This is a genomic window from Armatimonas sp. (assembly GCF_031410135.1).
GTDB lineage: Bacteria > Armatimonadota > Armatimonadia > Armatimonadales > Armatimonadaceae > Armatimonas.
In genome coordinates, this window is sequence record NZ_JANNYP010000091.1 from 1 (window position 1) to 26612 (window position 26612).

Sequence of the window (26612 nt, forward strand, 5' to 3'; positions counted from 1 at the left end):
GTACTCGGGTAGGTGCTGGAGTTGGCGGTGGGGTGGGGGTGGGGGCAGAACCGTCGCCTCCACTGCCTCCACAGCCCATGAATACACCGTAGCCCGATAACACTAGAAAACCAATTAAAACACGACGTTGTATCACATCATCTATGATACCTCACCCCTATTTGAGACAGCCACATCCAAAATAGGAAATGCTTTGGCAGCACCGGCATAGTGAATTATCTCCTTCTATTTCTAAACCTGTGCAAAGGATATTCGCTCCCTCATGTGGTGAGGAATCTTTTGGGGGAGGGTAGAATAGGTGTATGCTGGCCCCTTTCTTATGCCTCCTCCTAACTCTCACCGAGCCCATTTCTTATAAGATTGCCCTCACGGATGGCACCAAGACCACTGCAAAGCTTACGCTATCGGCAAGCCCCGAGGGGCCAGTACGTGTCGAGTCCGACGATACCATCTCCACGTTTCGCCCCTATGCCGTCAGCGGGACCACCGCGACTGTCGTGGGAAAGCTCTCGCGCTGGGAAGCACTGCCCGTCCGCGGTGGCTGGAAGCTCCAAAAGCCGCTGGGGGGCGTGATTCCGCTGGATGCGCCACTCCTAACCTTCCACGACCTGCGGCTCTTTCTGGGTAAGCGGATCGCGGAGCGAGAGGCGGCAGGCAAGCCGCTGCGGTTCTGGCAGCTTGGCTACACCCGCGAGCGACCCGCGCTGGACTTGGTGGAGCTGACAGCGGATGGCGCGATTCCGATGCAAGTGGGGGGTAAGCGGGTGATCGCCAAGCGCTACCAGGCCAAGGTGACACTGGGGCTGACTCAGAAAGTCGAGCGCAGCACGATCCATCTGGGGCCATCCGGGGAGCTAATCAATGCAAGCCCTCCCTTTGTTAGCTCGGACTTGCGGGCGCAAACCATTCTGGCGGAAGCTCCTAGTGGAGGATTGGTCATTACCTACCGTCTGCCCGGCTACACGTTGCGTGCGGAGCCGTTTGAGGGAGGTTACCAGGTAAAAGTGCTTGTAGACGATAAGGCGGTTCCCGGAAGCATTACCACGGATCTGACCGGCAAGCCGCTTCGCATTGAGAACGAGTTTCCCGGCAAGCCCTTTGTCGGATTGGTCGAGTCAGGGAGTCTGAACTGGAGTATGGACACGCCTCAGATCGCTCGGACAGTCTTGCCCGACCCTGATGACATCGTGCTCTTTCCAGCACAGCTCTTTGCCACATCGGTGTGGGAGAAGAGATTTACCACTGTGGGTGAGTTGCACGAGGCGGTTCTCTTGCTGATGCACGACGGCTTGCCCGATGAAGTCACGATTGAGCGCGTTGCCGACCCTGCCGAGGGCCTGCACCGTTACCGCTTTACGAGCGAGAGCTTCAAGGCCGATCTCATCACCGACGGCACCCGACTACGACTCCTTCGCCGCCCCGAGGGAAGCCAGGTGGTGTCTGGTGATGGAGAGGCTTTAGGCGCGGCCTACCCCACGCTCGCTTGGCTGTAGACTGCGCAAGAGCTCCGTGGCTCGCTCAAGAGTCTCGGGCTTTTTGCAGTAGCAGAAGCGAATGAGTCGAGCACCGTCGGCACGGTTTTTAAAGAAGCTGCTGCCAGGGACAACCGCTAGGCCACGCTCGCGAACTAGCCACTGCGCCAGTGCCTGATCATCGGGGAGGCCAAACGCTTCCAGCCAGCGCGACGCGTCGGCGAGAATGTAGTAGGCACCAGGCGGTGTCTCCGCGACAAGGCCCACGTCGCGCACGACTTTCAGAAAGCTATCGCGCTTCTCTTTGTACTTTGCCGCCAACTCCGCGTAGTAGGAGTCTGGGAAGCCCAGCGCCATGGCTGCGCCTTCCTGAAGCGGTGCCGCTGCCCCGACCGTCAAAAAGTCGTGGACGCGCCGGATCGCCACCGTTGCCTCGGGGGGCGCGATGAGCCACCCGATTCTCCACCCGGTCGCACTGTAGGTCTTGGAGAGGCCGGTGATCGTCACCGTGCGCTCCGCCATTCCGTCAATATCCGCAAGGCGGTGGTGCGTCCCTTCGTAGACCAGGTGCTCGTAGATCTCATCGGTGATCGCAACAACGTCCCACTTCTGGCAGAGTGCCGCAATCCAGCCCAGCTCCTCAATAGAGAACACTTTCCCTGTGGGGTTGTGAGGAGTGTTGACAATAATCGCTCTGGTCTTCTCATTAAACGCGGTGGCAAGCTCCTCGGGATCGAGCCGCCATGTTGGGGCGTGGAGGCGCACGAATCGTGGTGTTGCGCCCGAGAGCACGGCATCCGGCCCGTAGTTTTCATAGAACGGCTCAAAGACGATTACTTCGTCGCCCGGATCGGTGAGGGCCAGAAGTGCCGCCATCATCGCCTCGGTTGCGCCACAGGCCACCGTGATCTCCCGCTCTGGGTCGGGACGAGCTCCGTAGTGTCGCTCCGTTTTTGCTGTAATCGCCTCTCGCAGCGACTTTGCGCCCCAGGTAATCGCGTACTGGTTAATATCTGCCCGAATCGCCGCGCATGCTGCCTCTTTCATCGCCTCAGGTGCCGGAAAGTCTGGGAAACCTTGCGCGAGATTGACGCCGTCCGGGCCACCGTGGGCCAGAAAGAGGCGGGTCATCTCCCTGATCACGGACTCTTGAAACTGTGCGGCTTTTTGCGACGTACGAATAGGCATGGTGGCCTATTTTACCCCGGTTCACGGTGCGGGGTAGAATACGACTTAGACCATGCGCATTCTGCTCCCGCCCTCTGAGGGCAAGACCTCTCTTCCAAAAGGCTCACCGGTAGATCTGACCAAGCTGATATTTCCTGAGCTCAAAGCGCCCCGCCAGCAGCTTCTGGACACACTCACCACGCTCTGCAACAATGAGCCTCAGCAGGCGCTTCGAGTGCTGGGGCTGACCGAGAACCAGACCGACGAAGTAATCCGTAACCAGGGACTCTGGAGTGCACCGACTGCCCCTGCGTGGCAGGTCTACACGGGTGTGCTCTACGGCCAGCTCGATACGGCGACCCTCACCAAAGCCCAGCGGCAAAAGCTCACCGACTCGGTCTGGATCGCTAGTGCGCTCTTTGGCTTTGTCGGGTTCGCCGATCTGATTCCCGCCTACCGCCTCTCGGGGGACACGACTCTGCCCCAGATAGGTGGACTCGCAGGTTTCTGGCGCGACTCTCTTACGCCGCTCTTAGCAAGCGATCCCGAACTCTTGCTTGACCTACGCTCGGGGAGCTATGTGAAGCTGGGACCGCTGCCCGTAGGTGTTGCCGAGCGAGCCATCACGGTGCGCGTGCTCCAGAAAATGCCCTCGGGGGCACCTAAGCTGATTATGCACTTCAATAAAGCGACCAAGGGACGCATTGTCCGGGCGATTGCACAGTACCGGGGGACACTTCGGACCGCACGGGAGCTGGCACAGCTGGTTGCCACTCTGGGAGCCGATGTGGAACTTTTGCCTCTGACGAAGCCGGGACAGGCGCAGCAACTTGAGATAGTGCTGCCCAACTTAGGGTAAAATAGAGGGCACATGAGGCTCAATCAGGCGGAGGTTAGCGAGAGTAGTTCCAACAGTACCCGGCAAGGGCGCTCCGAGTGGCCCGATGCAGTGGCCTACCGCGAGGCCATCCAGAGTCCAGGGCTGACCCTCGGCGACCCGCTACTAACGGGGGTGAAGGTCGCTGAGAACCGACAAGGACTGCCCATTGCCTACACCGGGCGCTTTGCCGTGGTGTTTCGCCTGCGCGGCCACGATGGCACGGACTGGGCGCTACGCTGCTTCACCAACCCGCAAGGAAGCTACGGAATCACTCGTGGGACACGCTACCGGCTCCTTGCTACCCAGATCGCCAACCTCGACGATGTCTTTGTGCCGTTTCGCTTTGTGGAGAGCGGGATGCGGATCGCCGGGAAGTGGTACCCGACCATTGCGATGCGCTGGGCACAGGGAACGACATTGGGGCGCTGGGTGGAGCAAAACCGCGATAATCCCGAGCGCCTGCGTCGCCTCGTGGGCTCGCTGGGGGAGCTGCTCCAGCGCTTAGAGACGGCGAGCATGGCCCACGGCGACTGGCAGCACGACAACCTGCTGATCAACGAAGACGGGAGCCATATTACTCTCGTAGACTACGATGGGATGTTTGTGCCGGGACTGGAAGGCTACCCCTCGCCAGAGCTGGGGCATGTGAACTACCAGCACCCTGAGCGGCAAGTCCAGCACTTCGGAGTCGGGCTGGATCGTTTTTCTTGCCTGGTGATGCAGACCGCCCTGCTGGCGATTGCCCGCGATCCAAGCCTCTGGACCAAGTTTGGCGATGGCGAGAGCCTGCTCTTTAAAGCCTCGGATCTGCGCGATCCGGAAAGCTCGCCCGTCTTTTCTTCACTGCGGGCCCAAGCGGAGCTTGATAAGGATGAAGAGCTCGCCGACTCTCTGGCTCGTTTGAGTGATGCCCTCGCCCATGGCCCTGACTCCACTTTGCTTCCCGCCATCATCACCGAACCACCCAAACCACTCCCCGCAGAGCTTGTTGGTCCCCCCGAGCCGACGGTTCAAGAGCGCCATGAGAAAGCCGAGAACCTGGACTGGATTCAGACCTACAGTGAGGTGGTGACGCATGACAAGTGGTGGCAGGCGGGCACGAGCTACCGTCACATGGGGCAACGCCAGGCTACCAAAGATGTCTTTCGCTACCTGATTCAGCTCAATGAGTCGGCGTTTGCGGAAAGAGAGAAGAAAAACCTCCTCGCTGTCCGGGCAGCGCTGGCGGGTGTGGTTTTGGTGGCCCTGCTTCTCGCGCAAGTTGTGCCCGGCACCTACCTGCCGCTATTTTTACTACTCTGGCTGGTCAACGCCGTCGGGATCGGCTACGCCAACTGGCCACACCGCAAGCTCCTAGACGAGCTCAATGCGGAGATCGCCAAGATGACCCAGCTTGCTGCCGAGCGTAAAGACCGGGTCGCCACCCGTACCCGAGGAGCCTCGCCGCAAGCTCTGCAAGCGGCGCAAGGGGCACAAGCGGACTATGTTGCGGAGAAGCTACGGCAAGTACTGGTGAACCGGGTCATCACGATCCACGGGATGCCGGTTCAGGTCAAGCGTGAGCTAGAAGCCGTCGGGGTGACCAATGCTTTGGAGCTCTCTCGCCGCACCAACTTGCCCGGGATTCCTCAACACCAGATCACGACCCTTCAGAACTGGTGTCGTGAGATGGAAAAAGAGTTTGAGGACGAGTGGCACAAGTTTAGTACTTCGGCGAAGAACGTTAATGTAGATATCCAGCGCCTGGAGATGGAAGTCGCCGAGTTTGAGCGGGAGAGCACCCGGCTTCAAAAAGAGCGCGAGCAATTTCCCACGACAAATCTGCGTGCCTACCTGAAAAATCTCCTTCCGTTTCTAAAGATCTGATTTTGATGGGCATTGACGATTTCTTGATGCATCTTCGTGCAGAGCGCGGCCTTTCGGAGAACACAGCATTGGCCTACAGACGTGATCTAGCGCAGTGGGAAAAGAGCCAGCTCCCTCTCACCTCCGAAGGAATAGAGCGCTACTTAGCCCAGCTCCATACCGCTGGACTCGCGCCTGCCAGTGTCGCCCGGAAACGTGCTGCGCTCTCTTCGTATTGCCGGTTTCTGAGCCGTGAGGGCGAGCTAGAGACCAACCCGGTGGCGGTGGCCGCAAGTCTGACGCGCCCGGAGCGCAAGCTGCCCCATACCCTGACTACCACCCAGCTTCTGGAGCTGCTTCGTGCCCCAGACCGTACCACGGCAAAAGGAAGGCGCGATGCGGCACTTTTAGAGCTACTCTACGCAGGAGGCTTACGTCTCTCGGAGGCACAGCACTTGCGCTGGGGTGACCTTGACTCCAAGCAGGGGACGATCCTCGTGCAAGGCAAGGGCGGCAAAGAGCGGCATGTTCCGCTTGCCGCTATCGTGTTTGAGAGTTTGCACCTACTGTGCTCCGAGAGCGTCAAACCCAGCGAACCCGTTTTTGGGGGTGTGGGCCGGGTGACACTCTGGCGGGCTGTCAAAGAGAACGTGCTCACGGCAGGGCTAGGGACGAACCCCTCGCCGCACTGGCTGCGTCATAGCTTCGCCACCCATCTGCTCAACCATGGTGCGGATCTGCGTGCCATCCAGGAGCTCCTGGGCCACGCTCGCATCACCACTACCCAGATCTATACCCACGTCGCCACCGAGCGCCTGAGGGTTGTCTACCGCGCCGCTCATCCACGGGCCTAGCCTCTCAAAGTAGCACGGGGAGTACGTCCCCTCGTGTTTCTGGTCAGCGCCGCTGGCTTGGGCTCCGCGGGAGCGAAGAGTGCATCGAACCAGTGCATGTCTTTTGCTAGGCGCAAGGCGGGATTGCTCTCGATCAGGCTACGTGGCGGCAGGCAGTGAGTGCTCTTACAGCGGGTCAGCCAGCGCTCCAGCCCTACCAGATCGTTCTTTGAGCCGCAGAGGCACGCCAGAAAATACGCCGCAATTCCCGGATGCCCTTCTTCGGCGTGTGCTAGGTGCTCCTGCGCCTCCTGAAGATGCTGAAGTGAGCTCTCAGCGCGCGTCAGTTGTGCCCGTCGTGCTAGGGCCATCCCCCATAAGTACTCGATCTGCGGGTCCCCAGGGGCGTACTGAAATGCCTCATGGTACTTGTCACAGGCTTGTCGCAGAAGCTGCTCCGCCTCCACGCCGGTCTTGAGCTTTGCCTGCTCCGAGAGGGCCATTGCCCAGCGGGTCGCCGCTTCTGCGACGTTTTCCGAGGATGTCAGTGCGCCCGCATAGTGTGCGTAGGCTGTCTCAAAGAGGGCATCGGCTTCCAGGTTGGCCTTGAGCTGTGCCCGATCTACCAGGCTATCTGCCTCGCGAAGCTGTGCCGCGGCGACACTCGGATGAAGGATTTTGGGTGTGGGAAAGCCGGTGAGGGGCAGACGCTCCAAGAGCTGATCGGGCTGGGCGGCGGGGGAGAGAGTCTCCAGTACAGCCTGCGGGTGCTCTAGGAGGCGATCCGCAAAGTCTGCTGAGAAGACCCCGAGCTGCCGGACGAGCTGAACCAAGAATGTATCCGCATCGTAGCCCGGCACCCAGTAGGCCTCTTTCCCTGGCCTGATAAGGCGCTTCAGTACACGCTCTAAGGGAAGCATCTCCCCGTCCCCCACCCAGTAGAGGCGATTCTCATAGCGGGAATGGGCAGCAAGGCGTGGGAAGAGGGTGCTGTCTGCACCGCGGTAGCCGATGACGATCACGGGGCGGCTGTGGCTGGCTTCCTCAAAGATCGCACGGAGGAGCCGGGGGCGTTTTCGACCGCTTAGCGCACTCTGTCCCTGGAGATAGAACAGGGCCTGCTCGGGAAGCTCCGCTAAGTCATCGAGAGAGAGCTGAGGGAGATTGTAGACGGAGGGAAACTCGCCGGTGAGAGCACAGGCACGCGGCAGGAGAGGGTCGAAGTTCGTGGTGAGCACACGGTCCACAAAACCGCCTTTGATTAGATGAGCAATGGCGAGATGTGCGGGATTGACACGGGCTTTTTTGACAAATTTACCGACAAGGGCGCGGCGCTCAAGCGGAGAGAGGGCGTGCAGATAGGCATCGTAGCTACGCTCGGTTGCACGCTGTGCCGCTTGAGGATACTCCTGTTCAATGCGCTGAACAAACTCCTCGGCGAGGGGGATCCCCGCAGATACTGAGCAGCCCGCACCGATCACCAGAGTCGCACGCTCCCCGCGTTTCTGAGCACGCAAGAGGGTCTCCCGCACATCCTCTAGCTCACGCTTCCTATCGAACATAAAAAACCAGCCTCCACCTTTGATGGTGGGAGGCTGGCCTTTATACGCTTAACCGTATCGTCGCGGGTTTTACTTAGACACCGTCGGCGACAAACGGGAGCAGGGCGATCTCACGAGCACGCTTGATGGCCTGTGCCAGCGGACGCTGGTGTTTGGCGCTGGTGCCGGTGGTGCGGCGAGGCAGGATCTTGCCGCGCTCGCTGACAAAACGTCGCAGAAGAGAGACGTTCTTGTAGTCAATGAAATCCACTTTCTGCACGGTGAAGTAGCAGACTTTTCGCTTGACTTTTTTGAATTTACGGGGCTTAACCGTCTTTGAAATGGTTGCCATTTTAATTTTCCTTAGCTCTATCGCTACTCAGCAAACGGGTCGCTGAGGTCGCTGTCATCGTAGTTATTCTCGGGCACCTGCCGTGCGCGTCCGCCGCCACCGCCAGCGTAGCCAGCCTGTGGGCGTGCCGCCGCCGGTGCTGCGGCTCGCTCGTAACCGCCACCACGTGCCGCTGGGGCCGCTGCGGGTTGCTCATAGCCACCCGCATAGCCGCCTGCCTCACCGCCTTCTCCATCACGAGCTCGGTCGAGCCCCTTGAGGTTGTCGGCGACAATCTCGGCAGCCTTGCGCTTCTGGCCATCTTGCGTCTGGTACTCACGGATCTGCAGGCGGCCCTCGACGGCAACCAGCCTGCCTTTGGTAAGATACTGCGACGCAAACTCGGCACTCTGGCGCCAGGCGACGATATCAATGAAGTCCGCCTGCTTCTCCTGGCCCTGCTGCTTGGCTTCTTGAGAGAGGGGCCGATCCACGGCGATTCTAAACTGCGCCACGGCGATTCCCGAGGGGGTATATTTTAGTTCGGGATCTGCTACCAGACGCCCGATTAAGATCACGCGATTCAACATTCTCTTTTTATCCTTCACTCACAGACAAGCTGTAAGTCACTAAAGTCAACACTCACTTCACCTAGCCCTTAAGAGCGTCTCCCAGCGCTGGTGATCAACTACTCCTCGTCGCCCTCGGTACCCGGAATCTCGATCTCTTCTTCGTCTGAGGTCGAAGTTCCCAGGTCCGTGATCGGCTGAGGAGCCAGAGGCGCAGCCGCAGCGCGGGCAGCAGCGTCACGCTCACGGCGCTCTTGCTCAGCGGCACGGGTCTTAGAGGGGAACCGGTCCGCCTTCGGATCTTGCTTGACGATCATGTGGCGAATCACATCATCGCTGATCCGGAAAATACGATCGAGCTCGTTCTTTGCGGCTGCATCGCTGAGAAAGTTCACGACGATATAGCGACCTTCGCGGTGGCCCTTGATTACATAGGCTAGTCGTCGCGGGTCCCAGATATCAACATCTTCGACAGAGCCATTACTCTTGGTAATGACACCGTTGTATTTGTCGAGGATCGCCTTTACCTGGTCTTCAGCCAGGGTCGCGTCCACGATATAGATAGCCTCGTAGGCTGTTGCCATTTTAATTCTCCCTATGGTCTAGAATTTCGGCCTCTTTTTCGTACAAGAGAGGCAGGGGGTGAGATGATTACGCCTTGACGGCTGCTGCTGCCCGCTTCATAAGACGGGACTTGCGGCGCGATGCGGCGTTCTTGTGGATGATACCGCGTTTTGCGGTTCGGTCAATCACGGAGACAGTCTCCGAGAGCGAGGTCGCGATCTCCGCTGCATCACCGCCACGAATGGCAAGTGAAGTCTTCTTGACGAAGGTCTTCATCCTGCTCTTTGCGGCGTTGTTGCGATCCCGGCGCTGCCGGGAACGGATGACATCTTTAATGACCGATTTGATATTGGGCATGTAACTTTCTATCCTTTATTTTGTAGTAGGCGCAGAATCTGGTTGTAGCTTCTGCATAAGATCTCGTGCAAAGGGGGCGACCTTCCCTGTCAAAGTGGCTAGATTCATCTCCATCAGAACCTTGCCGTCGAGGGAGACTCCCTCCGGAACTTCCCGTTGCACATCGGTATTGACCAAGCGAAAGCGCATATTCATGCGTGCTCCGACTTGGTCTAAATAGGTTCGTAGCTCTTTGAGAGAGTCTACGGCCTTCTGGGGCTCAGCTTGGACTTCGGGCGACCAGGAGTAGCCAAGTGTGACAACTTTGTTCGATCCCTTAGTGCCAAACGATGCATCTGGAGGAAGACCAAGAAGCTCGCCCTCCAGACTCGGAGCATCTCCATAGGTCTGTGTCTGATGCGGTGCCGCTGCCGCTGCTTTGTTCTCTTCCTCTTGCCGAATCTCATTTTCTGACTTGGGGCGATTCTCGAACTGGGCGCGGTTAAGAATAACCATCCCACCAAGGCAAACTCCCACGACAGCGAGTAAAAGAGCCGTGTTGTTCTTGGGCCTCATGGTGCGCTTGCCTCCGGGATTCCGAGTGCTTTAAGCTGTTCACCCCCGCCTGTACCCGCAGCGGCTAAGATACGCTCCCGAATAACTTCCATGGGCAACGCTGCCTGCATAACAGCCTCCCGCAGAAATGTCTCTCGATCTTTGGAGAGGAGCAAGTCCAGCACCGATATTCCGAGTGTCTCCGAGATCGCAGAGAGAGCCGGTGAGAGAGCATGGATCTCATCTTCCGCACGGGCTCGCTGCATTCCTCGGTGAAGCTGTAGCTCCCGGATGGCGTTCTCGACCGGCGCCACGAGCACACTGTACTCATTGACTTTTTCCTGAATCAAACTAGCCACTTCTGAAGACATGCAAAAACCTCACCTTATTTTGGCGCAACGGCTAGTATATCGTAGGGAGGAGATAGCGTCAACCTCCACGAATAAATACTTCGATGCTACAAAAGATACTAGAGCGGGAACTTGCCAGCGGGTTTTCATCGCTGCCGGGCACCCACATTAAAGGAACTCTCCCCGTTCCTGGCGCACTGCTCAACCAGGCGCTCAAGGATGTTCTTGCCAAAAAAGGTGGCCCGGTAAAAGGCGTGATGGTGGCGCTTCTGGAAGGAAATAAAGCTATTGCGGTGATTGCGATTGATCAGTTTCTCTTGCCTAAGACCCTAGAGCTGCCCTTTACCATTGAGCCCGTGGTGGCTAATAATGGCAAGCTTGTCGCGGTGATTGAGTTGGAGTCACCGGGGGGGCTCGTCGGGGCGCTGATTCCGTTGCTGGCGGGGCTGATGCCGGGAGTGACAGCCAATGGCACCACCCTGAGCATTGATCTAGGCGCACGGGTGAAGGAGAAAAGTGGGCATGACTTTGCGCCGCTGATCGAGAGCCTGACCCTCAGCACACGCCGAGGCTTTTTAGACATTTCGTTCTCCCTACGCGTCCCGGAGGAGAAGGCATGAGAGAGCTACTAGAGAAAATCTTGTCGGGGGGAGGCAAAGAGCTGGCTGGCCTTGAGATTGAGGGGGTGATCCCGATTCGTCAAGAGCTGATTAATGAGACGATTGCTCAGGGACTGAAGCAGGGCCTGACCAAGGAGATCGAGCTTCCCAAAGAGGCAAAAGCGCCAGAGGCCTCACAGATCAACGCGCTCCTCGCTCACGTGAAGCGGGCAGAGGTGACAGCTGAAGACGGCAAGCTGACCATTGCATTTCACGTGAAGGTGACTTCCTGACCTCATGAGTTTTATCACCGAGGGGTTTCTGGCTAGCATTCCCGTACTGTCTGCCGACGAAGCGGCAGTGGTTCGGGAGCAGTTTAATGCCCTAGAGGCGCGGGTGGGGCGGGAGACTGCACAGATCGGGCTACTGGATCGGCATAATGAAGAGCCGTTTATCGCGGCACTGGCAGTACACCCGAAAGTGCTGGAGGCGGTGGAGACAGTCCTGGGGCCAGATTTCTTTCTGCTCGCAACCCACTTCTTCTGTAAGTACGGCGAGGGCGAAGCGGCGTCGAAGTTTGTTGCGTGGCACCAAGACGTGACCTACTGGGGGCTGGAGCCTGCCACTGCGGTGACAGTCTGGCTGGCAATTGACGATGCCGATGAAGAGAACGGGTGCATGCGGGTGGTTCCCGGCTCACACGCCGCAGGGATTCGGGAGCACACGAAGGCCCAGCAGGCGGGAAACTTGCTCAGTATCAACCAAGAGGTGCCGGTGACGGAAGAAGAAGAGGCGAGCGCGGTGAACCTGCCACTGAGAGCCGGGTTTGCCTCCCTACACGATGGCTGCCTCATTCATGGGAGCCTTCCCAATGTGTCAACGCGGCGACGCTGTGGCCTCACCCTGCGCTACGTACCAACCGAGGTCAAGCAGAGTACAACCAACTCCCATGGGAAGCGCTGGCACCCCACTCTGGTGCGCGGTATAGATCGGTATAGACACTGGATAGAAGAGTGAGTCGCGCTATGGCACCAGATATGCCTTGAGGGCGTCTTTCCAGTCCGGCATCGTGTCCATACCGCGTAGCGCGAGCATCCGTCGCTCCAGGGGCGAGACCTGGGGGCGCGATGCGGCAGGCTTGGCGGTGGCGACGTACTCGGCGAAGGTAGTGGCGAGAACGGGGGTGCTCAAACCAGCCTCTGCGACAATGAAGCGGGCAAACTCAAGAAGTGAGCACTGACCCGCGTTGGCAACATGATAGGTTCCCGGAAGGGGATCGGTAGCGAGATCCAGAAGGACACGGGCGAGATCCACTGTGGACGTCGGGCTGATAAGCTGATCTTCCACAAACGTTAGGCTAGGGCGGGACTTTGCGGCGCGCACAATGGTGTCCACTAGGTTCTTGCCCTGCTTGCCGTAGAGAAAAGACGTTCGGGCAATCATGTGCCGACTGGGAAGACATTGACGAACAAGACGCTCGCCCGCCTCTTTGCTCGCGCCGTAGACGCTCTGCGGGTTTACTGGGTCAAACTCATGGTAGGCACTCCCCTTGGTTCCGTCAAAAACAAAATCGGTGGAGATTTGTAGGAGCCACGAATTCGTTTCCGCACAGGCCGCCGCCAGATGGGCCGCCCCGAGGGCATTGAGCCGCCACGCTGCCTCAGGCTCGCTCTCTGCACCGTCTACATTGGTCCAGGCCGCGCAGTTAATTACGGTCTCAGGACGATTTACCGCTAGGCACGCCTTGACATCGTTTAGGTTCGTAATGTCGAGCGCCGTGCGGCCTTCCAGAGCAACAAGATCGTGGCCTCGGCGCTGTGCCTCAGCCACGACATCGCTTCCCAACATCCCGCCTGCGCCCACAATCAGCAGGCGCATGGCTTACTCGCGCTCGTCCATCGGGATAAACAAGAGACCACGCGGCCCCGAGTAGATAGACTCAGGCCGAATGATCAAGCTCTTGGGCATCTGCTCCAAGATATGGGCTGTCCAGCCACTGGTTCGCCCAACCGCAAAGACCGGCGTGAACATCTCTGAGGGAATGTCCACTGCGTGCAGAATCAGCGCGGCGTAGAGCTCAACATTGGCGCGGAGCTTGTTGCCCGGTTTACGCTTCTCCAGTTCGTCCACTGTGGTCTGCTCAACAATCTTGATCAAGTCAAGAAGGTGGTGGTCACCCGTCTCGTCTGCCATTTTATCGGCAGCGTCGGAGAGAAGGGCGGCGCGGGGGTCACGAACCTGGTAGACACGGTGCCCGAAGCCCATGATGCGCTCCTTGCGGTCTAGTGCGGCGCTAATCCAAGGCTGCACGTTCTCTGCCGTCCCGATCTCATCGAGCATGTCTAGCACGGGGCCGGGGACACCCCCATGGAGCCAGCCCTTGAGCGCCCCAATCGCGCCCGTCAGCGCCGAGACCATGTCCGAGTTTGTGGACTGAATCACGCGCCCTGCAAAGGTCGAGGCATTGAATCCATGCTCCGCAACCGCGACTAAGTAGGCATTGAGACCGGCGACACGCGCCTTACTCGGCTCCTTGCCCTCCAGCATGTAGAGAAGACCCTCTGCGAGACCGTGCTCGGGCTTTGGCTCGACGATCTCAAGACCCTCGCCTAAACGATACCCGTGTGCGACAACCGCAGCGATCTGTGCCTGGAGTCGTGCTGCACGGCGCAGTGCCGAAGGCATGTCTGCCGGGGCATTGATGGGCCAGTCCACCGCATCATCGCCGATGGTCAGTGTCGAGACCCCGATCCGCAGAATATCCATGCCGTCTGCAAAAGGCGCACAGGCCCGGAGGGTTGCCAGAGTGGGTTCGGGCAGCTCACGCGCCGCCGACATCTCCGCCTTGAGGGCATCGTACTCGCCACGGTTGGGGAGCTTGCCATGCCATAGTAAAAAGCAAACTTCCTCGAACGTGACATTTCCAGACAGAGAGCTGATATCGTAGCCGCGTAGGGTCAGCTTACCGTTCTGTCCGTCCACTTCCGCGATCTCCGTTTTGGCAGCGATAACGCCTTTTAAACCATCGTAGATCTTAGGTTCCGTTGTCTGGGTCTCAGGAGAACTCATGTTTTTCTAAACAATCCTTTTCGGAGGGAATAACCGAAGGATAGTACCTTGGTTCCCATTTTTCTGTCAACGTTATTTCTTGGTGGCAGTTGGTGACCAGACGGGTGAGTGTGCTCGTCCTTTGCCATTGGTGAGGTTCAGCGGGGTTGCTGTGCCGGTTGACGGAGTGATAAGAAGGTCGTTTGCAGACAGAAAGGCAAGAGAGCTACTGTCTGGCGACCACGTGATGGCGCTCACGGGCTTGTCGAAGATGCGCTGAGGCGGCTCTTGTGATGCTAGCCCTCCGACAAAGAGTCCTACTTTATCGGTATCGCCCTCCGTTACAAAAATACCCACCGTTTGATTATCGGGAGCGATGGCAAAACCCGAAGGGGAAAAGGGGAACGGAATGGCGTTGGCGGGCTTGAAGGAGCTATCGAAGCGCACCAGAAACGCCTGGCCCTCCATTGCATCCGTCTGCCCGCCCAGCTGACTAAGGAGGCCTGTGAGCTGGTCGGCTTCCGCTTGCCCCTCCTCCGTGTTCTTGGGTGTGGGAATCGTGATGGGCTCTTTTAGGGGGGAGCCACTACTAAACAGAACCACAAAACTTCCGTCACTGAGTGCCTGGAATTGAAGCTTTTGGGCGGAACCCAGAAGCGCAAGAGTCTTGTCGTTCTTGAGATAGACTGCCAGCACCTCACCCCGCTCGCGCTTGACGGCGGCAAGAATAATCTCGCCATCATTGGCAACCGCGAACCGGGCGACTCCTCCCTCTGCAAAGAGGGCACCCAGCAGAGCGTTGTCCCGCTTGTCTTGAACCGTCGGGAAGATTGCCGTAGCATCCGAAGCATCTGTTGTTGTCCGTGCTACTTTTCCGCTATCCAGAAAAAAGAGGTCGCGATCACTGCTAAACTGTGGCAGCTCTTTGGTTGCCGCTGTAGTGGTCAGAGTGATGATTTTACGGGCGGGAGCGGCTTCGGTCAGGCTAATCTGGCGCACACTATCAAGACTGCGATCCGCCGTAAATGCAAGATGCTGTCCCTCCTGCGAGAAGACGATCTCATCTTCCTGTGCGGGGGTATTGGTGAGGCGCACGGGCTCACCGCCGGTTGCGCTGGCGAGATAGAGATCTGTTTGGCCGTCTCTTTCCCATGCAAAGGCGATCTTACCTGCGGTACTGGGAACACCCGCAAAGGGAAGAGGAAACCCGCGCGAGCCCCAGAGAGCGAGGCCACCAAAAATACCCAGTGCCAGCACGGCAAGAAAAAGATTACGTAGAGTGAAAATTTTAGGACGCATAATGAACTCAATAACCGCGAGCGACGTAGCCGCCGAGATAGCCTGTATAGCCCATTGCCGCCGCCGCAAGCACTGCGATAGCCAGGTAGAGGATATAGGCCTGACCCGCTTTACGATCCCGTGCGCTATGGGCAACCCCAAAGTCACTGGTGGCACTCCGCCAAAGCAGCAGCAGCAGTAAGGTAATGCTGCCGCCCAGAGCAAAGTTCCGGTGCCGGAAGAGATGCTCCGCAGGCTCCGTGACCCACGGGTCGGCCTTGAACCAGCCAAGCTGTCCCCAGAGACCTGAGACGATCGCGGGAAACGCAAAGCAGACGGCAACAACGAGTGACCAGAAACCGACGGTGCGCCACTCTTTTTTTCCAAAAATCTTACTGCCAACATCGAAGGCAACGGAAACAAGAGCGAGAGCTAGAGCGAAGTGAACGCTGGCACCATGAAGATGTTGCCAGAGCTTGATAGGGTCTTCCTGAGGCATAACACTCCCATGATACAATAATCGCAGACAGGTCGCCGCATTTGGCGGCCTGTACTTTCGTTAAGGGTGAAACTATATGCTGGCGGATGTATCTAAAGATTTAAGCCTGCTTGCGGAGCGCCTCGACGATATCGGGAGGCATCTTTGACCTTCCTCGTCGAAACAAAGAGATAACACAGCTCGAAGCGCTCGCGGCAGAACCGACGCTCTGGGACGATGTGGCCCGTGCCCAGAAGACCATGCAGGCCCTGGCCAAATCTAAAGAGGAGGTTCTGCCTTACTTAGACCTGAAGCGGAAGCTCGATGATACCCGCACTTTGGTGGAGATGGCCGAGTCAGATGACGACCCCGAGGCTTATGAGCCGGAAGTGATCGCGGAGCTGAATGCGATTCTGGCAGGCATTGATAAAGTGGAGAACGCGACCCTGCTCTCAGGGCCGTACGATACCCACGATGCCATCCTAGAGATCAAGCCAGGAGCAGGTGGCACCGAGGCGTGTGACTGGGCCGCGATGCTACTCCGAATGTATCTCCGGTGGGCTGAGGCTAATGGCTTCAAGGCGGAGGTAAACGATGAGCTTCCGGGGGAAGTGGCGGGGATCTCGTCGGCGACGGTCTTCGTGACGGGACGCAATGCCTATGGGATGCTCCGCTCCGAACACGGAGTGCATCGCTTGGTGCGCATCTCGCCCTACAATGCCAACGGAAAACGTCAGACAAGCTTCGCCGCCGTCGAAGTTCTTCCGCAGATCGAGGACGACAGCGAGCTGGTGATTGACGATAAAGACCTGCGGATTGATACCTATCGCTCTAGTGGCGCGGGTGGACAGCACGTCAACAAGACCAGCAGTGCGATTCGGATCACGCACCTTCCGACCAATATCGTGGTGACCTGCCAGGATCAGCGTAGTCAGCTCCAAAACAAAGAGGTCGCGATGCGTGTCTTAAAAGCAAGGCTAGGCGAGCTGGAGTCGCGTAAGTTCGACCAGAAGATGTCCGAGATTCGCGGCGATCAGCAGCGCATTGAGTGGGGAAGCCAGATTCGGAGCTATGTTTTTCAGCCCTACACCCAGATTACGGATCTCCGTAGCCGGGTGAAAGTGACGGATATTAACGCGACAATGGATGGTAACCTTGAGGCGCTACAGCTGAGCTACTTGCGCTGGTTTGCAGGAAAAGGGGCAGCAGGAGATGCAACCGATGACGACAACGAGATTTAAGTTTCTGACTCTGGCGGCTCTTGTACTGGGGGGCTTTGTCCTCCCGGTGCAGGCCCAGACAGAGAAGACCGCCATTCGCTTAGGAGAGGCCGAGGCCGGTAACCTGGTGGCCGATGCGGTTCGTCTGGCCGTGGGAGCCGATGTGGCCCTCATTCCCGCCGCCGCCTTCAAAGGCAGCAAAGCCGTGTCGGCGGAGGTCGCGATGGCTCTGCTCGATCCCGCCACGGATGAGGTCGTCGTGCTGAGTGTGCGAGGGAGCCAGCTCAAAGATGCCTTGGAGCGCTCCGTCTCGTTTGCCGGAACCCCGTTCGCGGGCTTTCTTCAGGTCTCGGGTTTGGTGTTTCAGTACAACAGCACCAACGATATCGGGGAGCGCGTCTTAAAAGTGACCGTGGGGGGGGCAGCGCTCGATCCTAAAAAGCTCTACAAATTGGCCACCACTAGGCCTCTCGCCGATGGTCAGCAGGGCTACTTCCAGATCTGGAAGAAAGAGCAGATCATCGCGGGAGCAAAAACGGCCACTCTCGCCGATGCGCTCAAAGCGCTCCCCGCAGGCTTTACCGCCAAAGTGGAAGGCCGCATTGTTCGGGTGGATAAGTAGCTTCCCCCCTAACCCCCGCTGGGCGGGGGGATCGTGCGGTTGAGGTTGTCCAGCACGCGCCGAAGATAGCCGCGTGTTGCCGCCACTTCCTGCATTCCGTCCAGTGCTGTCTCCATCTCGCCCGCATCGTAGGTGAGGAAAAGCTGGTGAAGTTTGGCTTTGAGCGCATCGTAGGCTTCCGAAAACTCCACTCGTGCCGCCTCTAAGCTACTACGCTGGCTCTCGTCGCCTTCTTGAAACTCCATCAGCGCCTCTTGTAGCTCCATGACGGTAGCGAAGAGCGCTTTGGGAGGCTTGGCATCGCGCAGCTCCCCGAGCTTGATGCTACGTTCACGACGAAGCAAGTACTCCGCGCGGGCGAACGGGTCTTTCAGGATTCGGTACGCGTCATTGACGAGAGCTGTTGAGGTGAGCGCGTCGTCCTGGATTTCCGCGCTTGCCACGGCAAATCTATCGGGGTGGAAGCGACGGGAGAGAGTGCGAAACTGCGACGAAAGCTCCTCGTCCGTTGCCGCCGTCTTGACGCCCAGAATCTCAAAGTAGGACGCCATCGGATCGAGAAATTCGGGCATTACTTCGCGGTGAAACTGGTACCGCAGCCGCAGGAGCGTACCGCCTGGGGGTTCTCGAAGACGAAGCCGCCCTCCATCAGGTTCTTGATGTTGTAGTCGAGGGTGGTGTCTTTCAGAAACTTGGCACTCTTAATATCCACCACGACCCCAAGCTCTTCCTGCTGGTAGAGCAGGTCGAACTCAGGATCGGGATCAAGCTCAAAGTCAATAACATAGGATAGCCCCGAGCAACCGCCGCCGCGCACACCGAGGCGCAGAAGAGCGTTCTCCATGCCCTTCTTTTTCGCTTGACGCTTCACGGCAACAATCGCAGCCGGGGTCAGTGTCACAATTGGTTCTGTTGTCGGGATCGTTTCCATTTTCATTCTCCGCCGATTGAAATCGGCGTCTGCAATAGCCTGCGGCTGCTAAGCCCGTGCCGGGCTGGGAATATTTGTAGCCCGGCACGGGCTTTGCGGCTGAGGAACGAAGCCATTGCTGACGCCCAATTCCATTGGGCGTTTACTTAATCGCCAGTGCCTGTTTGGCCTTGTAGTCCTCGATAGCGGCCTTGATAGCATCTTCAGCGAGAACGGAGCAGTGAATCTTGACGGGAGGAAGCGCGAGCTCTTGGACAATATCGGAGTTCGTGATCTGCATCGCCTCTTCCAGGGTCTTGCCCTTGACCAGCTCGGTGGCGAGGCTGGAGCTGGCAATCGCGGAGCCGCAGCCAAATGTCTTGAACTTAGCGTCCTCGATCACGCCGAACTCGTTGATCTTGAGCTGGAGCTTCATGACATCGCCGCACTCCGGAGCGCCCACAATGCCCGTCCCGACTTCTAGGGAATTTTTGTCGAATGAGCCCACGTTGCGTGGGTTCTCGTAGTGATCAATAACTTTTTCAGAATATGCCATTTTATTAGTTCCTTATCGTTTTCCCCCGTCCGATGGGGGCTAGGGTGTGGTTTAGTGCGCGTTCCACTTGACGGTAGCCAGATCCACGCCCTCAAGATGTAGCTCCCAGAGGGGGCTCATATCGCGCAGGCGGCTGACCTCACTGATGACTTTTCGTGCGACCCAGTCCACTTCCTCTTCGGTCGTGAAGCGACCCAGGCCAAAGCGAAGCGAGCTATGTGCCAGCTCATCGCCGAGGCCCATGGCTTTGAGCACGTAGCTGGGCTCCAGGGATGCCGATGTACACGCGGAGCCGGAGCTGAGCGCGACATCTTTCAGGCCCATTAGCAGGCTCTCGCCCTCGACGAACTCGAAGCTGATGTTCAGGTTGCCAGGGAGTCGCTGGGTTGCGTGGCCGTTGATGTAGCTACTGTCACAGGCATCCATGATCGTCCGAGTCATGCGCTCACGGAGGGCGGTCAGTCGCTCCGCCTCAGACTCCATCTCTTCCATCAGGAGCTCGGCGGCCTTACCAAAACCGACAATTCCAGACACATTGAGGGTTCCCGAGCGGAAGCCGCGCTCGTGGCCGCCACCATCAATCTGGGCCGTCAGCTTGACACGCGGGTTACGACGGCGGACATAGAGTGCCCCGATTCCCTTAGGGCCATAGATCTTGTGCGCGGTGAAAGAGAGCAGGTCAATATTGAGTGCATTGACATCGAGCGGGATCTTTCCGTAGGCCTGGACAGCATCTGTGTGAAAGAGCACGCCTCTCTCCCGGCAGATCGCGCCGATCTCTTTGAGAGGCTGGATCACGCCGATCTCGTTGTTGGCCGCCATGATCGAGACCAAGATGGTTTTATCCGTGATGGCAGCTTTCAGCTCGTCGAGATCAATCAGGCCATCTTTGCTGACACCAAGATACGTAACTGACTTGCCTTCGTTCTCTAAGTGCTTACAGGTGTCCAGAACCGCTTTGTGCTCGGTGACGACCGTGATAATGTGATCGCCCTTCTCGGCGTACATCTCGGCGACTCCCTTGATGGCAAGGTTGTTCGACTCGGTAGCCCCCGACGTGAAGATTATCTCTTTCGGGTCTGCACCAAGCACTTTGGCAAGCTGTGCACGGGCAATATCAATTGCCTCTTCAGCAGCCCAGCCGAAACTATGGCTACGCGAGGCGGCATTGCCGTAGACCTCGGAGAAGTAGGGAAGCATGGCCTCCACGACACGGGGATCCGTTCGCGTGGTGGCATTGTTATCGAGATAGATAGGTAGTTTGACGCTCATAATTTTTTATTTTTGGGCCATGATTAAAGGGACGGCATTTCCAAAACGACCGCCGCGAAGTGGCTCCGGGGCGAGGACATCCGCCAGGGTCATCTGGCGCAGAATCCCAGCCATCTGCTCTTGAATGCGTGCCAGAGGGCCACGCAGATGGCAGTGGCGCGCTTGTTGGCAGCCATCGAGCCCCGACTCTTCCCAACACTGCGCAATCGCCAGAGGGCCGTCGGTTGCCTCGACGATCTCCGCAATAGAGATCTGAATCGCCTCGCGCCCGAGCTGGTAGCCCCCTGTGGGGCCAGGAACGGAGACCATGAGCTTACGTTTTGCAAGTGCTTGCATGACTTTAGCCAGGAGCTCGGCGGGAATCTCATAGCGCTGTGCGATCTCACGCGGCCCCACAAGGCGATCTGTTCCCTCGGTTGCGAGAAAACAAAGGGCGAGAAGGGCATAGTCTGTCTTTTTAGTAAACGTGAACACGGCGCTTGAAGTTCCCGATTTTTTAAGTCGCCGACTGAATTTGTCGCCAACTACGAGGTTATAGTATCGGCTCTGGAAACGACTGTCAAGAGCGAGAATGATTCGCAATAAAAAAATAGAACAAATGTTTGAATTGCGTCAGGAAACGGCCCTATGTTATAATCGGCTATCCTGATCTTCATTCGAGTTCGGGCACTTAAAAGAGTTTACTTCGGCGGGGGCAGGTTGAGAGTACCAATTTCAGTGTTGAAACAACACGATTCATACCACACGAGAACACCCGTCATTGCGACAGGCCCGAGAGCACTCCGGGAAATCGCTGGCATCATTAACCGTCTGACTCTAGACGGAAACTTCGGGGAGGGTTGACTCAAATGGCACATGTACGCAAAAGTCTCGCGGACGTTCTCCTGGAGAAGCAGTTTCTCACAGCCGCGCAGTTAGAAGAAGCCAAGGCCGTTGGCGGAGATCTACGTAAGGCCGTGGTGGACAAAGGCTTCGCCATGGAGGTGGATGTTTATAAGTGTTGGGCGGAGTCTGAAGGGCTCCCGTTTGTCGATATCACCAAGCATAAACCAGAATCATCGGCGCTGAACGTCGTTCCACAGAATATCGTCACGCGCCACAAGGCGATCCCGGTTCGCAAAGATGGTCAGACACTCTACGTCGCGATGGCCGATCCACGCAACGTCCCGGCGATAGATGACATCAAGGTTGCCTCTCGCATCCCTATTGTACGTGCGCTTGCGGCGGCTCCTACGGATATTGAAGCCGCGATTAAAGAGAACTACGGCGCGGCTCTGACCGCTCCGACAACCGGGGCGGCGGTTGTCAAGTCTAGCGGTGGTGCTGCCCAACCCGGTGTGAGTATGAAGGACATGAGCTCCCTCATCAATACCATTGTGGACTCCAAAGGGGGAAGCAAGGACGATGAAATCGTCGAGGGCGACGATGAGAACGCGGCACCTATTATCCGAATGGTCAATGCGATCCTCTCCAATGCCATCGACATGGGTGCCTCGGATATCCACATGGAGCCATTTCGCCGTAGCATGCGCGTCCGCTACCGAATTGACGGTGTTCTCCGCGAGGTGATGCCGATTCCCAAGCTGATCCAAAACTCCGTGGTGGCCCGCTGTAAGATTATGTCCGAGATGAATATCGCTGAGAAGCGCGTTCCTCAGGACGGTCGTATTGGGCTTCAGCACAACAAAAAAGACTACGACATGCGCGTCTCTTGTCTGCCGTCTATGTACGGTGAGAAGATCGTCATGCGTATTCTTGATAAATCTTCGACCCAGATCGGTCTAGAGCGCCTTGGTTTCCGCCCCGAGATCATGGTGCCTTTGGAGCAGCTCGTCGAGCAGCCTAACGGAATGTTTATCGTGACGGGCCCAACCGGATCGGGGAAGACGACCACTCTCTACTCCGTGCTCCACAAGCTCAACAAGATCGAGCGAAATATCATCACGGTTGAAGATCCGGTTGAGTACGAGCTCATGGGAGTCACCCAAGTTCAGATTAACAAGAAAGCGGGTCTGAACTTTGGCAACGCGCTTCGCTGTTTCCTACGTCAAGACCCGGACATCATCATGGTGGGTGAGATGCGCGACCTTGAGACGGCCGATATTGCGGTCGAGTCCGCGCTTACTGGCCACTTAGTGCTCTCGACCCTCCACACCAACGATGCGCCGTCCGCGACCATGCGTCTTGCGGACATGGGAGTGGAGCCGTTTCTCATTGCGGCGACCCTGATCGCAATTCTTGCACAGCGCCTTGGCCGTACGGTCTGTGCTAACTGTAAAGAGACCTACCAGGGAACGGCCCGCGAGCTACTTCCCTTTAACTTTGGTAAGCCCAGTGTTTTTGAGGCAATGGAAGAGTTTGGTCTTGATAAGACCGATCTGGATCAGCCCATAACCCTCTACCGAGGACGCGGCGCAGGCTGTGATGTCTGTGGCGAGACGGGCTATAAAGGGCGTACCGGGGTTCACGAGATGCTCACCATGAACAATGATATTGCGGATCTGATTGTGCGCCGCGCCTCGTTGGGAGATATCACGGAGGGCGCGACGCGCAACGGAATGATGAAGATGCGTGAAGATGGACTGATTAAAATCTTGCGTGGGATTACCGATATTCCCGAAGTCCGACGCGTCGTCTTCACTGCAGGAGAAGGATAAAGTTATGTCAACCCCAGGACCGGATCAAGTTCCCCAGCCAGAGCGAATGGTGGGGGCGGGAGGTGGGCGTGTACGCTCGCTGGAAGATGCCCACATTGATGAGCTACTGCACCTGGTTTTTGAAACCAAAGGCGCTTCTGATCTCCATATCGCCGCAGGGCTCCCGCCGGTTATTCGGGTGGATGGTAAGCTTCTTCAGGCTCCCTACGAGCCCTTTACCCCGCAGACCAGCCAGCGCATCAACTACGATATCCTGACCGATGAGCAGATCCAGAAGTTTGAGTCCACGATGGAACTCGACTTCTCCTATGCGCTGGGCCGAGCGTGTCGCTTCCGTGTGAATCTCTACCGTGACCGAGGAACCGTGGCGGCGGCGTTTAGAACCATTCCTACCAAGATTCCGACCCTGGAAGACTTGAAACTCCCGCCAATTGTCGAGAAGATTGCGCACAATACCCGTGGTCTGGTGCTCGTCACCGGTCCGACGGGCTCGGGCAAGTCCACGACTCTGGCCGCGATGCTCAATGACATCAACCTGAACCGCTCGGAGCATATCCTGACGGTCGAGGATCCGATTGAGTATCTCCATAGCCACAAGATGTCGGTGGTGAACCAGCGCGAGCTGGGACAAGACACGAAGAGCTTCTCCAACGCCCTGCGTGCCGCTCTCCGAGAAGACCCGGATGTCATTCTGGTGGGGGAGATGCGAGACCTTGAAACCATGTCACTCGCCGTCTCTGCGGCGGAAACGGGCCACCTTGTCTTTGCGACCGTCCACACCAACTCCGCGGCTTCGACCGTTGACCGTATCGTGGACTCTTTCCCGCCTGGACAGCAGGAGCAGATCCGCCTTCAGCTCTCCAACAACTTGATCGCTGTGCTGACGCAGCAGCTTCTGCCTCGCATTGGGGGAGGCCGTGTCTGTATTCAGGAGATCATGATCGCCACGCCCGCTATCCGCAACCTGATTCGTGAAGCCAAGGCCCACCAGATCACCTCCATGATCCAGACCTCGGGAAATATCGGGATGCAGACCATGGACATGTGCCTTCGCGATAGCACGATGAAGGGAATCATTACCAAGGAGAATGCGCTTGCCAAGGCCATGAACCGCACGGAGCTTGAGAACATGCTCATGCAGGCGGAGATGGTTCTGGCTGACGGTGGAGAAAACGCGAAGAACCGTCGTCGGTAGTTGCGACAGCGTCAATCTAGTGAGCCTCTTGTGTTCAAACACAGGAGGCTCTTGTCTTTTCAGGTAAGATAGTTTATGCCTTTTCTCGCCCCCGTTTCTGCTACTTCTCCTGCAATAACCCTCACGATGGATGCCCGTGAGGTCAGTAGTAAGCAAGTTGTCCATGTGAAGCTGCGCTTCCCCGTAAAGCCGGGGCCGCTGACTTTGGAGTATCCCAAGTGGATTCCCGGGATGCACGAGCCTGTGGGGCCAGTGCAGAACCTGGTGCGGCTTGGCTTCTCGGCGAGTGGGAAGAGTGTTGCCTGGCAGCGCGATGGCTACGATAGCTACGCCTTCAAGCTAACCGTGCCCCCAGGAACCAGAGAGCTGGAGGCGCACTTTGACTATCTGCCTCGACAAGGCGACACCAACGAGATCGCCTACGGGGTGGCGGCGACGGCCAACCTGGCGGTGATCAATCCCAGTGCGCTCTTTCTCGCACCACGGGGTGCCGATGTCCGTACAATACAGCTTGCCCCCACTCTTTTACTGCCCGACGGCTGGCAAAAGGCGACATCGCTGCCGAGCACTCCCACGGTCTCACTAGAGCGCCTCGCCGACTCTCCGATCTTTGCGGGAAAGTACCTCAAGCGCTTTGATCTTCCCAGCCCGGATGGCGTCTCGCACACGCTGGCCGTGATTGCCGATAGCGACGAAGGAGCGACGCCCAATACCCATGTGCTTGGCTGCATGAAGAAGCTCGTCACGGAGAGCGCGGCACTCTTCGGGGCGCGGCACTACGATAAGTTTAATTTCCTGCTGGCACTCACCGATAAGCTGCCGCAGTATGGCCTGGAGCACCATGAGTCCACGGTCAATGTTCTACGGCCCAATGCGCTGGGTGATGGTACAGGAACTCCAGGGCAGTGGAATGCGAATCTCTTGCCACATGAGTATGTCCATAGCTGGAATGGTAAGTTTCGGCGTCCGTATGGCCTCGCAGGCAAGACCTTCAACCAGCCGCTCTCGACGGACTTGCTCTGGGTCTATGAGGGCATGACGGAGTATCTCGGAGAGATCTTGATGGTACGCAGTGGCTTCTATCCCTTCGAGGCCGAACGGGAGCATCTGCGTCAGCAGCTTCTCTCGCTTGATGGGCGTGAGGTGCGCAAGTGGCAGTCGCTCCGTGAGGCAGCACTGGCCTACCCTCTTATCGCGAGCAAGGGCGATGGCAAGCGGCTGCGGCTCTCCAATGATGTCTACTACGAGAGCATGCTCCACTGGCTGGAGGCCGATGCACTCATTCGGCAAAAAAGCGGGGAGAAACTCTCTCTGGACGATTTTTGTCGGCGCTTCTTCGGAGGGATCAACCGTGGCCCGGAAGTCCGGCCCTACACGGAAGACGAGCTTGTTGCGGCACTGAAGGCAACCCTCCCCAGCCAAGATTGGGGGCAGTGGCTCCATAGTCGCTTCGACTCCCTCGATCCACGAGCGCCCCGCCTCGGTCTAGAGCTAGCTGGCTGGCCGGAGCGCCTTGGGGAGGTTCGTGACCCCAAGCGTGAGCGCGATACCCTCACTGACTTCCGCTACTCACTGGGATTTCGGGTGTTGGAAGGAAAGCTCGTCGCCATTGAACCCGACTCGTTTGCCGCCCAAGCAGGGCTGAGCATCGGCAACACGCTCACCCTCCTCAATGGCCAACCCTTCACCAGCACGCTACTACGTGACACGATCCGAGCCTCAAAGACACGGGCGACGGCGCTTAATTTTCAAGTGGATGGCCAGCGTGAGGTGAAGTTCGACTACCTAGGTGGGGAGCGTCTCTCTCTGTTGGAGCGTACCGGAAACACCCCCGACAGACTATCGGAAATTTTTATGAAAAAAAATTAACATACTCCTTGACGGATCAAGGAATATCAGTTATGATTGCCGTCAAGTGGTTGTCTGTTATTAAAATATAATGAAAAGTTGATCGCACCTTCGAACACAGGTTGTTTGCTAAATTAAACCTTTGCGAGGTGTAAGTAATGTCTCATCATCGGAGTCGGTCTGCGTTTACGCTGATCGAGTTACTAGTTGTTATCGCTATAATTGCGATTTTGGCTGCGATTCTTTTCCCCGTGTTTGCGCAAGCGCGCGATAAAGCACGTTCTGTCTCTTGTCTCTCCAATATGCGCCAGCTTGGCACTGCGTTCATGATGTATCTTCAAGATTACGATGAAACCGTGCTGCCACGCTATCAGGCATGTCCTAGTACAGGGCCGACGGGGCCCACTCAGAAGCTATGAACGGATACCATGATGCCCTATATCTCAGTACAGGACAAAAAATACTGGTAATTTCTACAGGATGAAA

At 57.5% G+C, this 26612-nt stretch carries 30 protein-coding genes; 13 read left to right on the top strand and 17 right to left on the bottom strand.

The genetic code is table 11. The features are described from left to right. Window positions 1–302: 302 nt before the first annotated feature. Window positions 303–1493 (top strand): hypothetical protein, encoded by a 1191-nt coding sequence (locus RMO15_RS03380; protein WP_309707794.1) that lies wholly within the window; start codon window positions 303–305, stop codon window positions 1491–1493. Here the strand turns inward: RMO15_RS03380 and RMO15_RS03385 are convergent. After that, window positions 1458–2660, bottom strand: a complete 1203-nt coding sequence (locus RMO15_RS03385; RefSeq protein ID WP_309707795.1) for an aminotransferase class I/II-fold pyridoxal phosphate-dependent enzyme — start codon at window positions 2658–2660, stop codon at window positions 1458–1460. The genes RMO15_RS03380 and RMO15_RS03385 overlap by 36 nt on opposite strands. Before the next feature lie 52 nt (window positions 2661–2712). On the opposite strand from RMO15_RS03385, the gene RMO15_RS03390 reads away from it, so the two are divergent. From RMO15_RS03390 to RMO15_RS03400, 3 genes are read left to right on the top strand one after another with little or no spacing between them, the layout of a single operon-like run. Continuing rightward, window positions 2713–3498 carry a peroxide stress protein YaaA gene (locus RMO15_RS03390; protein WP_309707796.1) on the top strand — a complete coding sequence of 262 codons (786 nt, stop codon included), beginning with the start codon at window positions 2713–2715 and terminating at the stop codon, window positions 3496–3498. A gap of 12 nt (window positions 3499–3510) precedes the next feature. After that, window positions 3511–5385 (top strand): hypothetical protein, encoded by a 1875-nt coding sequence (locus tag RMO15_RS03395; protein ID WP_309707797.1) that lies wholly within the window; start codon window positions 3511–3513, stop codon window positions 5383–5385. A gap of 5 nt (window positions 5386–5390) precedes the next feature. After that, window positions 5391–6218: a tyrosine-type recombinase/integrase gene (locus RMO15_RS03400; protein ID WP_309707799.1), complete on the top strand. Its 828-nt coding sequence runs from the start codon at window positions 5391–5393 to the stop codon at window positions 6216–6218. On the opposite strand, the gene RMO15_RS03405 is transcribed toward RMO15_RS03400, so the two are convergent. From RMO15_RS03405 to RMO15_RS03435, 7 genes are all read right to left on the bottom strand, one after another. Continuing rightward, a complete protein-coding gene (locus RMO15_RS03405) occupies window positions 6215–7759 on the bottom strand; it encodes a hypothetical protein (RefSeq protein WP_309707800.1) in 1545 nt (514 codons plus the stop codon). The two genes, RMO15_RS03400 and RMO15_RS03405, sit on opposite strands and share 4 nt — an antisense overlap. Before the next feature lie 73 nt (window positions 7760–7832). Next, window positions 7833–8090 (bottom strand): 30S ribosomal protein S18, encoded by a 258-nt coding sequence (gene rpsR, locus RMO15_RS03410; protein ID WP_309707802.1) that lies wholly within the window; start codon window positions 8088–8090, stop codon window positions 7833–7835. 23 nt (window positions 8091–8113) lie between these two features. After that, the gene (locus tag RMO15_RS03415; protein ID WP_309707804.1) at window positions 8114–8659 is read right to left on the bottom strand and encodes a single-stranded DNA-binding protein; all 546 of its coding nucleotides are present in this window, start codon (window positions 8657–8659) and stop codon (window positions 8114–8116) included. Window positions 8660–8757: 98 nt separating this feature from the next. Beyond that, on the bottom strand, window positions 8758–9222 hold the full coding sequence (rpsF, locus tag RMO15_RS03420; protein WP_309707805.1) for a 30S ribosomal protein S6: 465 nt from the start codon (window positions 9220–9222) through the stop codon (window positions 8758–8760). Window positions 9223–9289: 67 nt separating this feature from the next. Next, window positions 9290–9559, bottom strand: coding sequence for a 30S ribosomal protein S20 (gene rpsT, locus RMO15_RS03425; RefSeq protein WP_309707807.1), 270 nt, complete (start codon window positions 9557–9559; stop codon window positions 9290–9292). 15 nt (window positions 9560–9574) lie between these two features. Continuing rightward, window positions 9575–10114 carry a hypothetical protein gene (locus RMO15_RS03430; protein ID WP_309707809.1) on the bottom strand — a complete coding sequence of 180 codons (540 nt, stop codon included), beginning with the start codon at window positions 10112–10114 and terminating at the stop codon, window positions 9575–9577. Continuing rightward, window positions 10111–10464 carry a hypothetical protein gene (locus tag RMO15_RS03435; RefSeq protein WP_309707810.1) on the bottom strand — a complete coding sequence of 118 codons (354 nt, stop codon included), beginning with the start codon at window positions 10462–10464 and terminating at the stop codon, window positions 10111–10113. Before RMO15_RS03435 ends, RMO15_RS03430 begins: the two co-directional genes overlap by 4 nt. An 83-nt stretch (window positions 10465–10547) precedes the next feature. Between RMO15_RS03435 and RMO15_RS03440 the strand changes: the two genes are divergently transcribed. The 3 genes from RMO15_RS03440 to RMO15_RS03450 are packed head-to-tail and all read left to right on the top strand — an operon-like array spanning window position 10548 to window position 12059. Further along, the gene (locus tag RMO15_RS03440; protein WP_309707812.1) at window positions 10548–11063 is read left to right on the top strand and encodes a hypothetical protein; all 516 of its coding nucleotides are present in this window, start codon (window positions 10548–10550) and stop codon (window positions 11061–11063) included. Beyond that, a complete protein-coding gene (locus RMO15_RS03445) occupies window positions 11060–11335 on the top strand; it encodes a hypothetical protein (RefSeq protein ID WP_309707814.1) in 276 nt (91 codons plus the stop codon). The genes RMO15_RS03440 and RMO15_RS03445 overlap by 4 nt, the downstream gene beginning before the upstream one ends. 4 nt (window positions 11336–11339) lie before the next feature. Next, the gene (locus RMO15_RS03450; protein WP_309707816.1) at window positions 11340–12059 is read left to right on the top strand and encodes a phytanoyl-CoA dioxygenase family protein; all 720 of its coding nucleotides are present in this window, start codon (window positions 11340–11342) and stop codon (window positions 12057–12059) included. A gap of 6 nt (window positions 12060–12065) precedes the next feature. Here the strand turns inward: RMO15_RS03450 and rfbD are convergent, their stop codons facing one another. The 4 genes from rfbD to RMO15_RS03470 form a co-directional block, all read right to left on the bottom strand. Beyond that, window positions 12066–12920, bottom strand: a complete 855-nt coding sequence (rfbD, locus tag RMO15_RS03455; RefSeq protein WP_309707817.1) for a dTDP-4-dehydrorhamnose reductase — start codon at window positions 12918–12920, stop codon at window positions 12066–12068. 3 nt (window positions 12921–12923) lie between these two features. Beyond that, on the bottom strand, window positions 12924–14111 hold the full coding sequence (locus RMO15_RS03460; RefSeq protein ID WP_309707819.1) for a citrate/2-methylcitrate synthase: 1188 nt from the start codon (window positions 14109–14111) through the stop codon (window positions 12924–12926). Between the two features lie 72 nt (window positions 14112–14183). Next, window positions 14184–15389 (bottom strand): hypothetical protein, encoded by a 1206-nt coding sequence (locus RMO15_RS03465; protein WP_309707820.1) that lies wholly within the window; start codon window positions 15387–15389, stop codon window positions 14184–14186. Between the two features lie 7 nt (window positions 15390–15396). Beyond that, a complete protein-coding gene (locus RMO15_RS03470; RefSeq protein WP_309707822.1) occupies window positions 15397–15867 on the bottom strand; it encodes a DUF2231 domain-containing protein in 471 nt (156 codons plus the stop codon). 76 nt (window positions 15868–15943) lie between these two features. Here RMO15_RS03470 and prfB point away from each other — a divergent pair. Next, window positions 15944–17087, top strand: a protein-coding gene (gene prfB, locus RMO15_RS03475) for a peptide chain release factor 2 (RefSeq protein WP_369016068.1) whose coding sequence is annotated in 2 segments (ribosomal slippage) — window positions 15944–16012 and window positions 16014–17087 — 1143 coding nt in all. Because the reading frame shifts where the segments join, the coding sequence is not laid out codon by codon here. Next, window positions 17068–17688, top strand: coding sequence for a 5'-nucleotidase (locus RMO15_RS03480; RefSeq protein ID WP_309707831.1), 621 nt, complete (start codon window positions 17068–17070; stop codon window positions 17686–17688). Before prfB ends, RMO15_RS03480 begins: the two co-directional genes overlap by 20 nt. A gap of 8 nt (window positions 17689–17696) precedes the next feature. On the opposite strand, the gene hscB is transcribed toward RMO15_RS03480, so the two are convergent. The 5 genes from hscB to RMO15_RS03505 all read right to left on the bottom strand — a co-directional run bounded on the left by hscB (window position 17697) and on the right by RMO15_RS03505 (window position 20900). Further along, window positions 17697–18260, bottom strand: a complete 564-nt coding sequence (gene hscB, locus RMO15_RS03485; protein ID WP_309707834.1) for a Fe-S protein assembly co-chaperone HscB — start codon at window positions 18258–18260, stop codon at window positions 17697–17699. Then, window positions 18260–18619 carry an iron-sulfur cluster assembly accessory protein gene (locus RMO15_RS03490; RefSeq protein ID WP_309707837.1) on the bottom strand — a complete coding sequence of 120 codons (360 nt, stop codon included), beginning with the start codon at window positions 18617–18619 and terminating at the stop codon, window positions 18260–18262. Before RMO15_RS03490 ends, hscB begins: the two co-directional genes overlap by 1 nt. A gap of 142 nt (window positions 18620–18761) precedes the next feature. Further along, on the bottom strand, window positions 18762–19154 hold the full coding sequence (gene iscU / locus RMO15_RS03495) for a Fe-S cluster assembly scaffold IscU (protein ID WP_309707839.1): 393 nt from the start codon (window positions 19152–19154) through the stop codon (window positions 18762–18764). A 51-nt stretch (window positions 19155–19205) separates the two neighbouring features. Continuing rightward, complete coding sequence (locus RMO15_RS03500) at window positions 19206–20426, bottom strand: IscS subfamily cysteine desulfurase (protein ID WP_309707841.1); 1221 nt, start codon at window positions 20424–20426, stop codon at window positions 19206–19208. Between the two features lie 6 nt (window positions 20427–20432). Next, window positions 20433–20900, bottom strand: a complete 468-nt coding sequence (locus RMO15_RS03505; RefSeq protein WP_309707843.1) for an Rrf2 family transcriptional regulator — start codon at window positions 20898–20900, stop codon at window positions 20433–20435. A 374-nt stretch (window positions 20901–21274) separates the two neighbouring features. On the opposite strand from RMO15_RS03505, the gene RMO15_RS03510 reads away from it, so the two are divergent. The 4 genes from RMO15_RS03510 (at window position 21275) to RMO15_RS03525 (ending at window position 26545) form a co-directional block, all read left to right on the top strand. Further along, window positions 21275–23083 (top strand): ATPase, T2SS/T4P/T4SS family, encoded by a 1809-nt coding sequence (locus RMO15_RS03510; protein WP_309707846.1) that lies wholly within the window; start codon window positions 21275–21277, stop codon window positions 23081–23083. A 4-nt stretch (window positions 23084–23087) separates the two neighbouring features. After that, window positions 23088–24278, top strand: coding sequence for a type IV pilus twitching motility protein PilT (locus RMO15_RS03515; protein WP_309707850.1), 1191 nt, complete (start codon window positions 23088–23090; stop codon window positions 24276–24278). Window positions 24279–24353: 75 nt separating this feature from the next. After that, window positions 24354–26147, top strand: a complete 1794-nt coding sequence (locus RMO15_RS03520) for a hypothetical protein (protein WP_309707852.1) — start codon at window positions 24354–24356, stop codon at window positions 26145–26147. 137 nt (window positions 26148–26284) lie between these two features. Beyond that, window positions 26285–26545 (top strand): prepilin-type N-terminal cleavage/methylation domain-containing protein, encoded by a 261-nt coding sequence (locus tag RMO15_RS03525; RefSeq protein WP_309707854.1) that lies wholly within the window; start codon window positions 26285–26287, stop codon window positions 26543–26545. Window positions 26546–26612: the final 67 nt, after the last annotated feature.

Coding starts and splice junctions, on each gene's coding strand:
- RMO15_RS03380 (WP_309707794.1), top strand. CDS start 303: ATGCTGGCCCCTTTCTTATGCCTCCTCCTAACTCTCACCGAGCCCATT.
- RMO15_RS03385 (WP_309707795.1), bottom strand. CDS start 2,660: ATGCCTATTCGTACGTCGCAAAAAGCCGCACAGTTTCAAGAGTCCGTG.
- RMO15_RS03390 (WP_309707796.1), top strand. CDS start 2,713: ATGCGCATTCTGCTCCCGCCCTCTGAGGGCAAGACCTCTCTTCCAAAA.
- RMO15_RS03395 (WP_309707797.1), top strand. CDS start 3,511: ATGAGGCTCAATCAGGCGGAGGTTAGCGAGAGTAGTTCCAACAGTACC.
- RMO15_RS03400 (WP_309707799.1), top strand. CDS start 5,391: ATGGGCATTGACGATTTCTTGATGCATCTTCGTGCAGAGCGCGGCCTT.
- RMO15_RS03405 (WP_309707800.1), bottom strand. CDS start 7,759: ATGTTCGATAGGAAGCGTGAGCTAGAGGATGTGCGGGAGACCCTCTTG.
- rpsR (WP_309707802.1), bottom strand. CDS start 8,090: ATGGCAACCATTTCAAAGACGGTTAAGCCCCGTAAATTCAAAAAAGTC.
- RMO15_RS03415 (WP_309707804.1), bottom strand. CDS start 8,659: ATGTTGAATCGCGTGATCTTAATCGGGCGTCTGGTAGCAGATCCCGAA.
- rpsF (WP_309707805.1), bottom strand. CDS start 9,222: ATGGCAACAGCCTACGAGGCTATCTATATCGTGGACGCGACCCTGGCT.
- rpsT (WP_309707807.1), bottom strand. CDS start 9,559: ATGCCCAATATCAAATCGGTCATTAAAGATGTCATCCGTTCCCGGCAG.
- RMO15_RS03430 (WP_309707809.1), bottom strand. CDS start 10,114: ATGAGGCCCAAGAACAACACGGCTCTTTTACTCGCTGTCGTGGGAGTT.
- RMO15_RS03435 (WP_309707810.1), bottom strand. CDS start 10,464: ATGTCTTCAGAAGTGGCTAGTTTGATTCAGGAAAAAGTCAATGAGTAC.
- RMO15_RS03440 (WP_309707812.1), top strand. CDS start 10,548: ATGCTACAAAAGATACTAGAGCGGGAACTTGCCAGCGGGTTTTCATCG.
- RMO15_RS03445 (WP_309707814.1), top strand. CDS start 11,060: ATGAGAGAGCTACTAGAGAAAATCTTGTCGGGGGGAGGCAAAGAGCTG.
- RMO15_RS03450 (WP_309707816.1), top strand. CDS start 11,340: ATGAGTTTTATCACCGAGGGGTTTCTGGCTAGCATTCCCGTACTGTCT.
- rfbD (WP_309707817.1), bottom strand. CDS start 12,920: ATGCGCCTGCTGATTGTGGGCGCAGGCGGGATGTTGGGAAGCGATGTC.
- RMO15_RS03460 (WP_309707819.1), bottom strand. CDS start 14,111: ATGAGTTCTCCTGAGACCCAGACAACGGAACCTAAGATCTACGATGGT.
- RMO15_RS03465 (WP_309707820.1), bottom strand. CDS start 15,389: ATGCGTCCTAAAATTTTCACTCTACGTAATCTTTTTCTTGCCGTGCTG.
- RMO15_RS03470 (WP_309707822.1), bottom strand. CDS start 15,867: ATGCCTCAGGAAGACCCTATCAAGCTCTGGCAACATCTTCATGGTGCC.
- RMO15_RS03480 (WP_309707831.1), top strand. CDS start 17,068: ATGACGACAACGAGATTTAAGTTTCTGACTCTGGCGGCTCTTGTACTG.
- hscB (WP_309707834.1), bottom strand. CDS start 18,260: ATGCCCGAATTTCTCGATCCGATGGCGTCCTACTTTGAGATTCTGGGC.
- RMO15_RS03490 (WP_309707837.1), bottom strand. CDS start 18,619: ATGGAAACGATCCCGACAACAGAACCAATTGTGACACTGACCCCGGCT.
- iscU (WP_309707839.1), bottom strand. CDS start 19,154: ATGGCATATTCTGAAAAAGTTATTGATCACTACGAGAACCCACGCAAC.
- RMO15_RS03500 (WP_309707841.1), bottom strand. CDS start 20,426: ATGAGCGTCAAACTACCTATCTATCTCGATAACAATGCCACCACGCGA.
- RMO15_RS03510 (WP_309707846.1), top strand. CDS start 21,275: ATGGCACATGTACGCAAAAGTCTCGCGGACGTTCTCCTGGAGAAGCAG.
- RMO15_RS03515 (WP_309707850.1), top strand. CDS start 23,088: ATGTCAACCCCAGGACCGGATCAAGTTCCCCAGCCAGAGCGAATGGTG.
- RMO15_RS03520 (WP_309707852.1), top strand. CDS start 24,354: ATGCCTTTTCTCGCCCCCGTTTCTGCTACTTCTCCTGCAATAACCCTC.
- RMO15_RS03525 (WP_309707854.1), top strand. CDS start 26,285: ATGTCTCATCATCGGAGTCGGTCTGCGTTTACGCTGATCGAGTTACTA.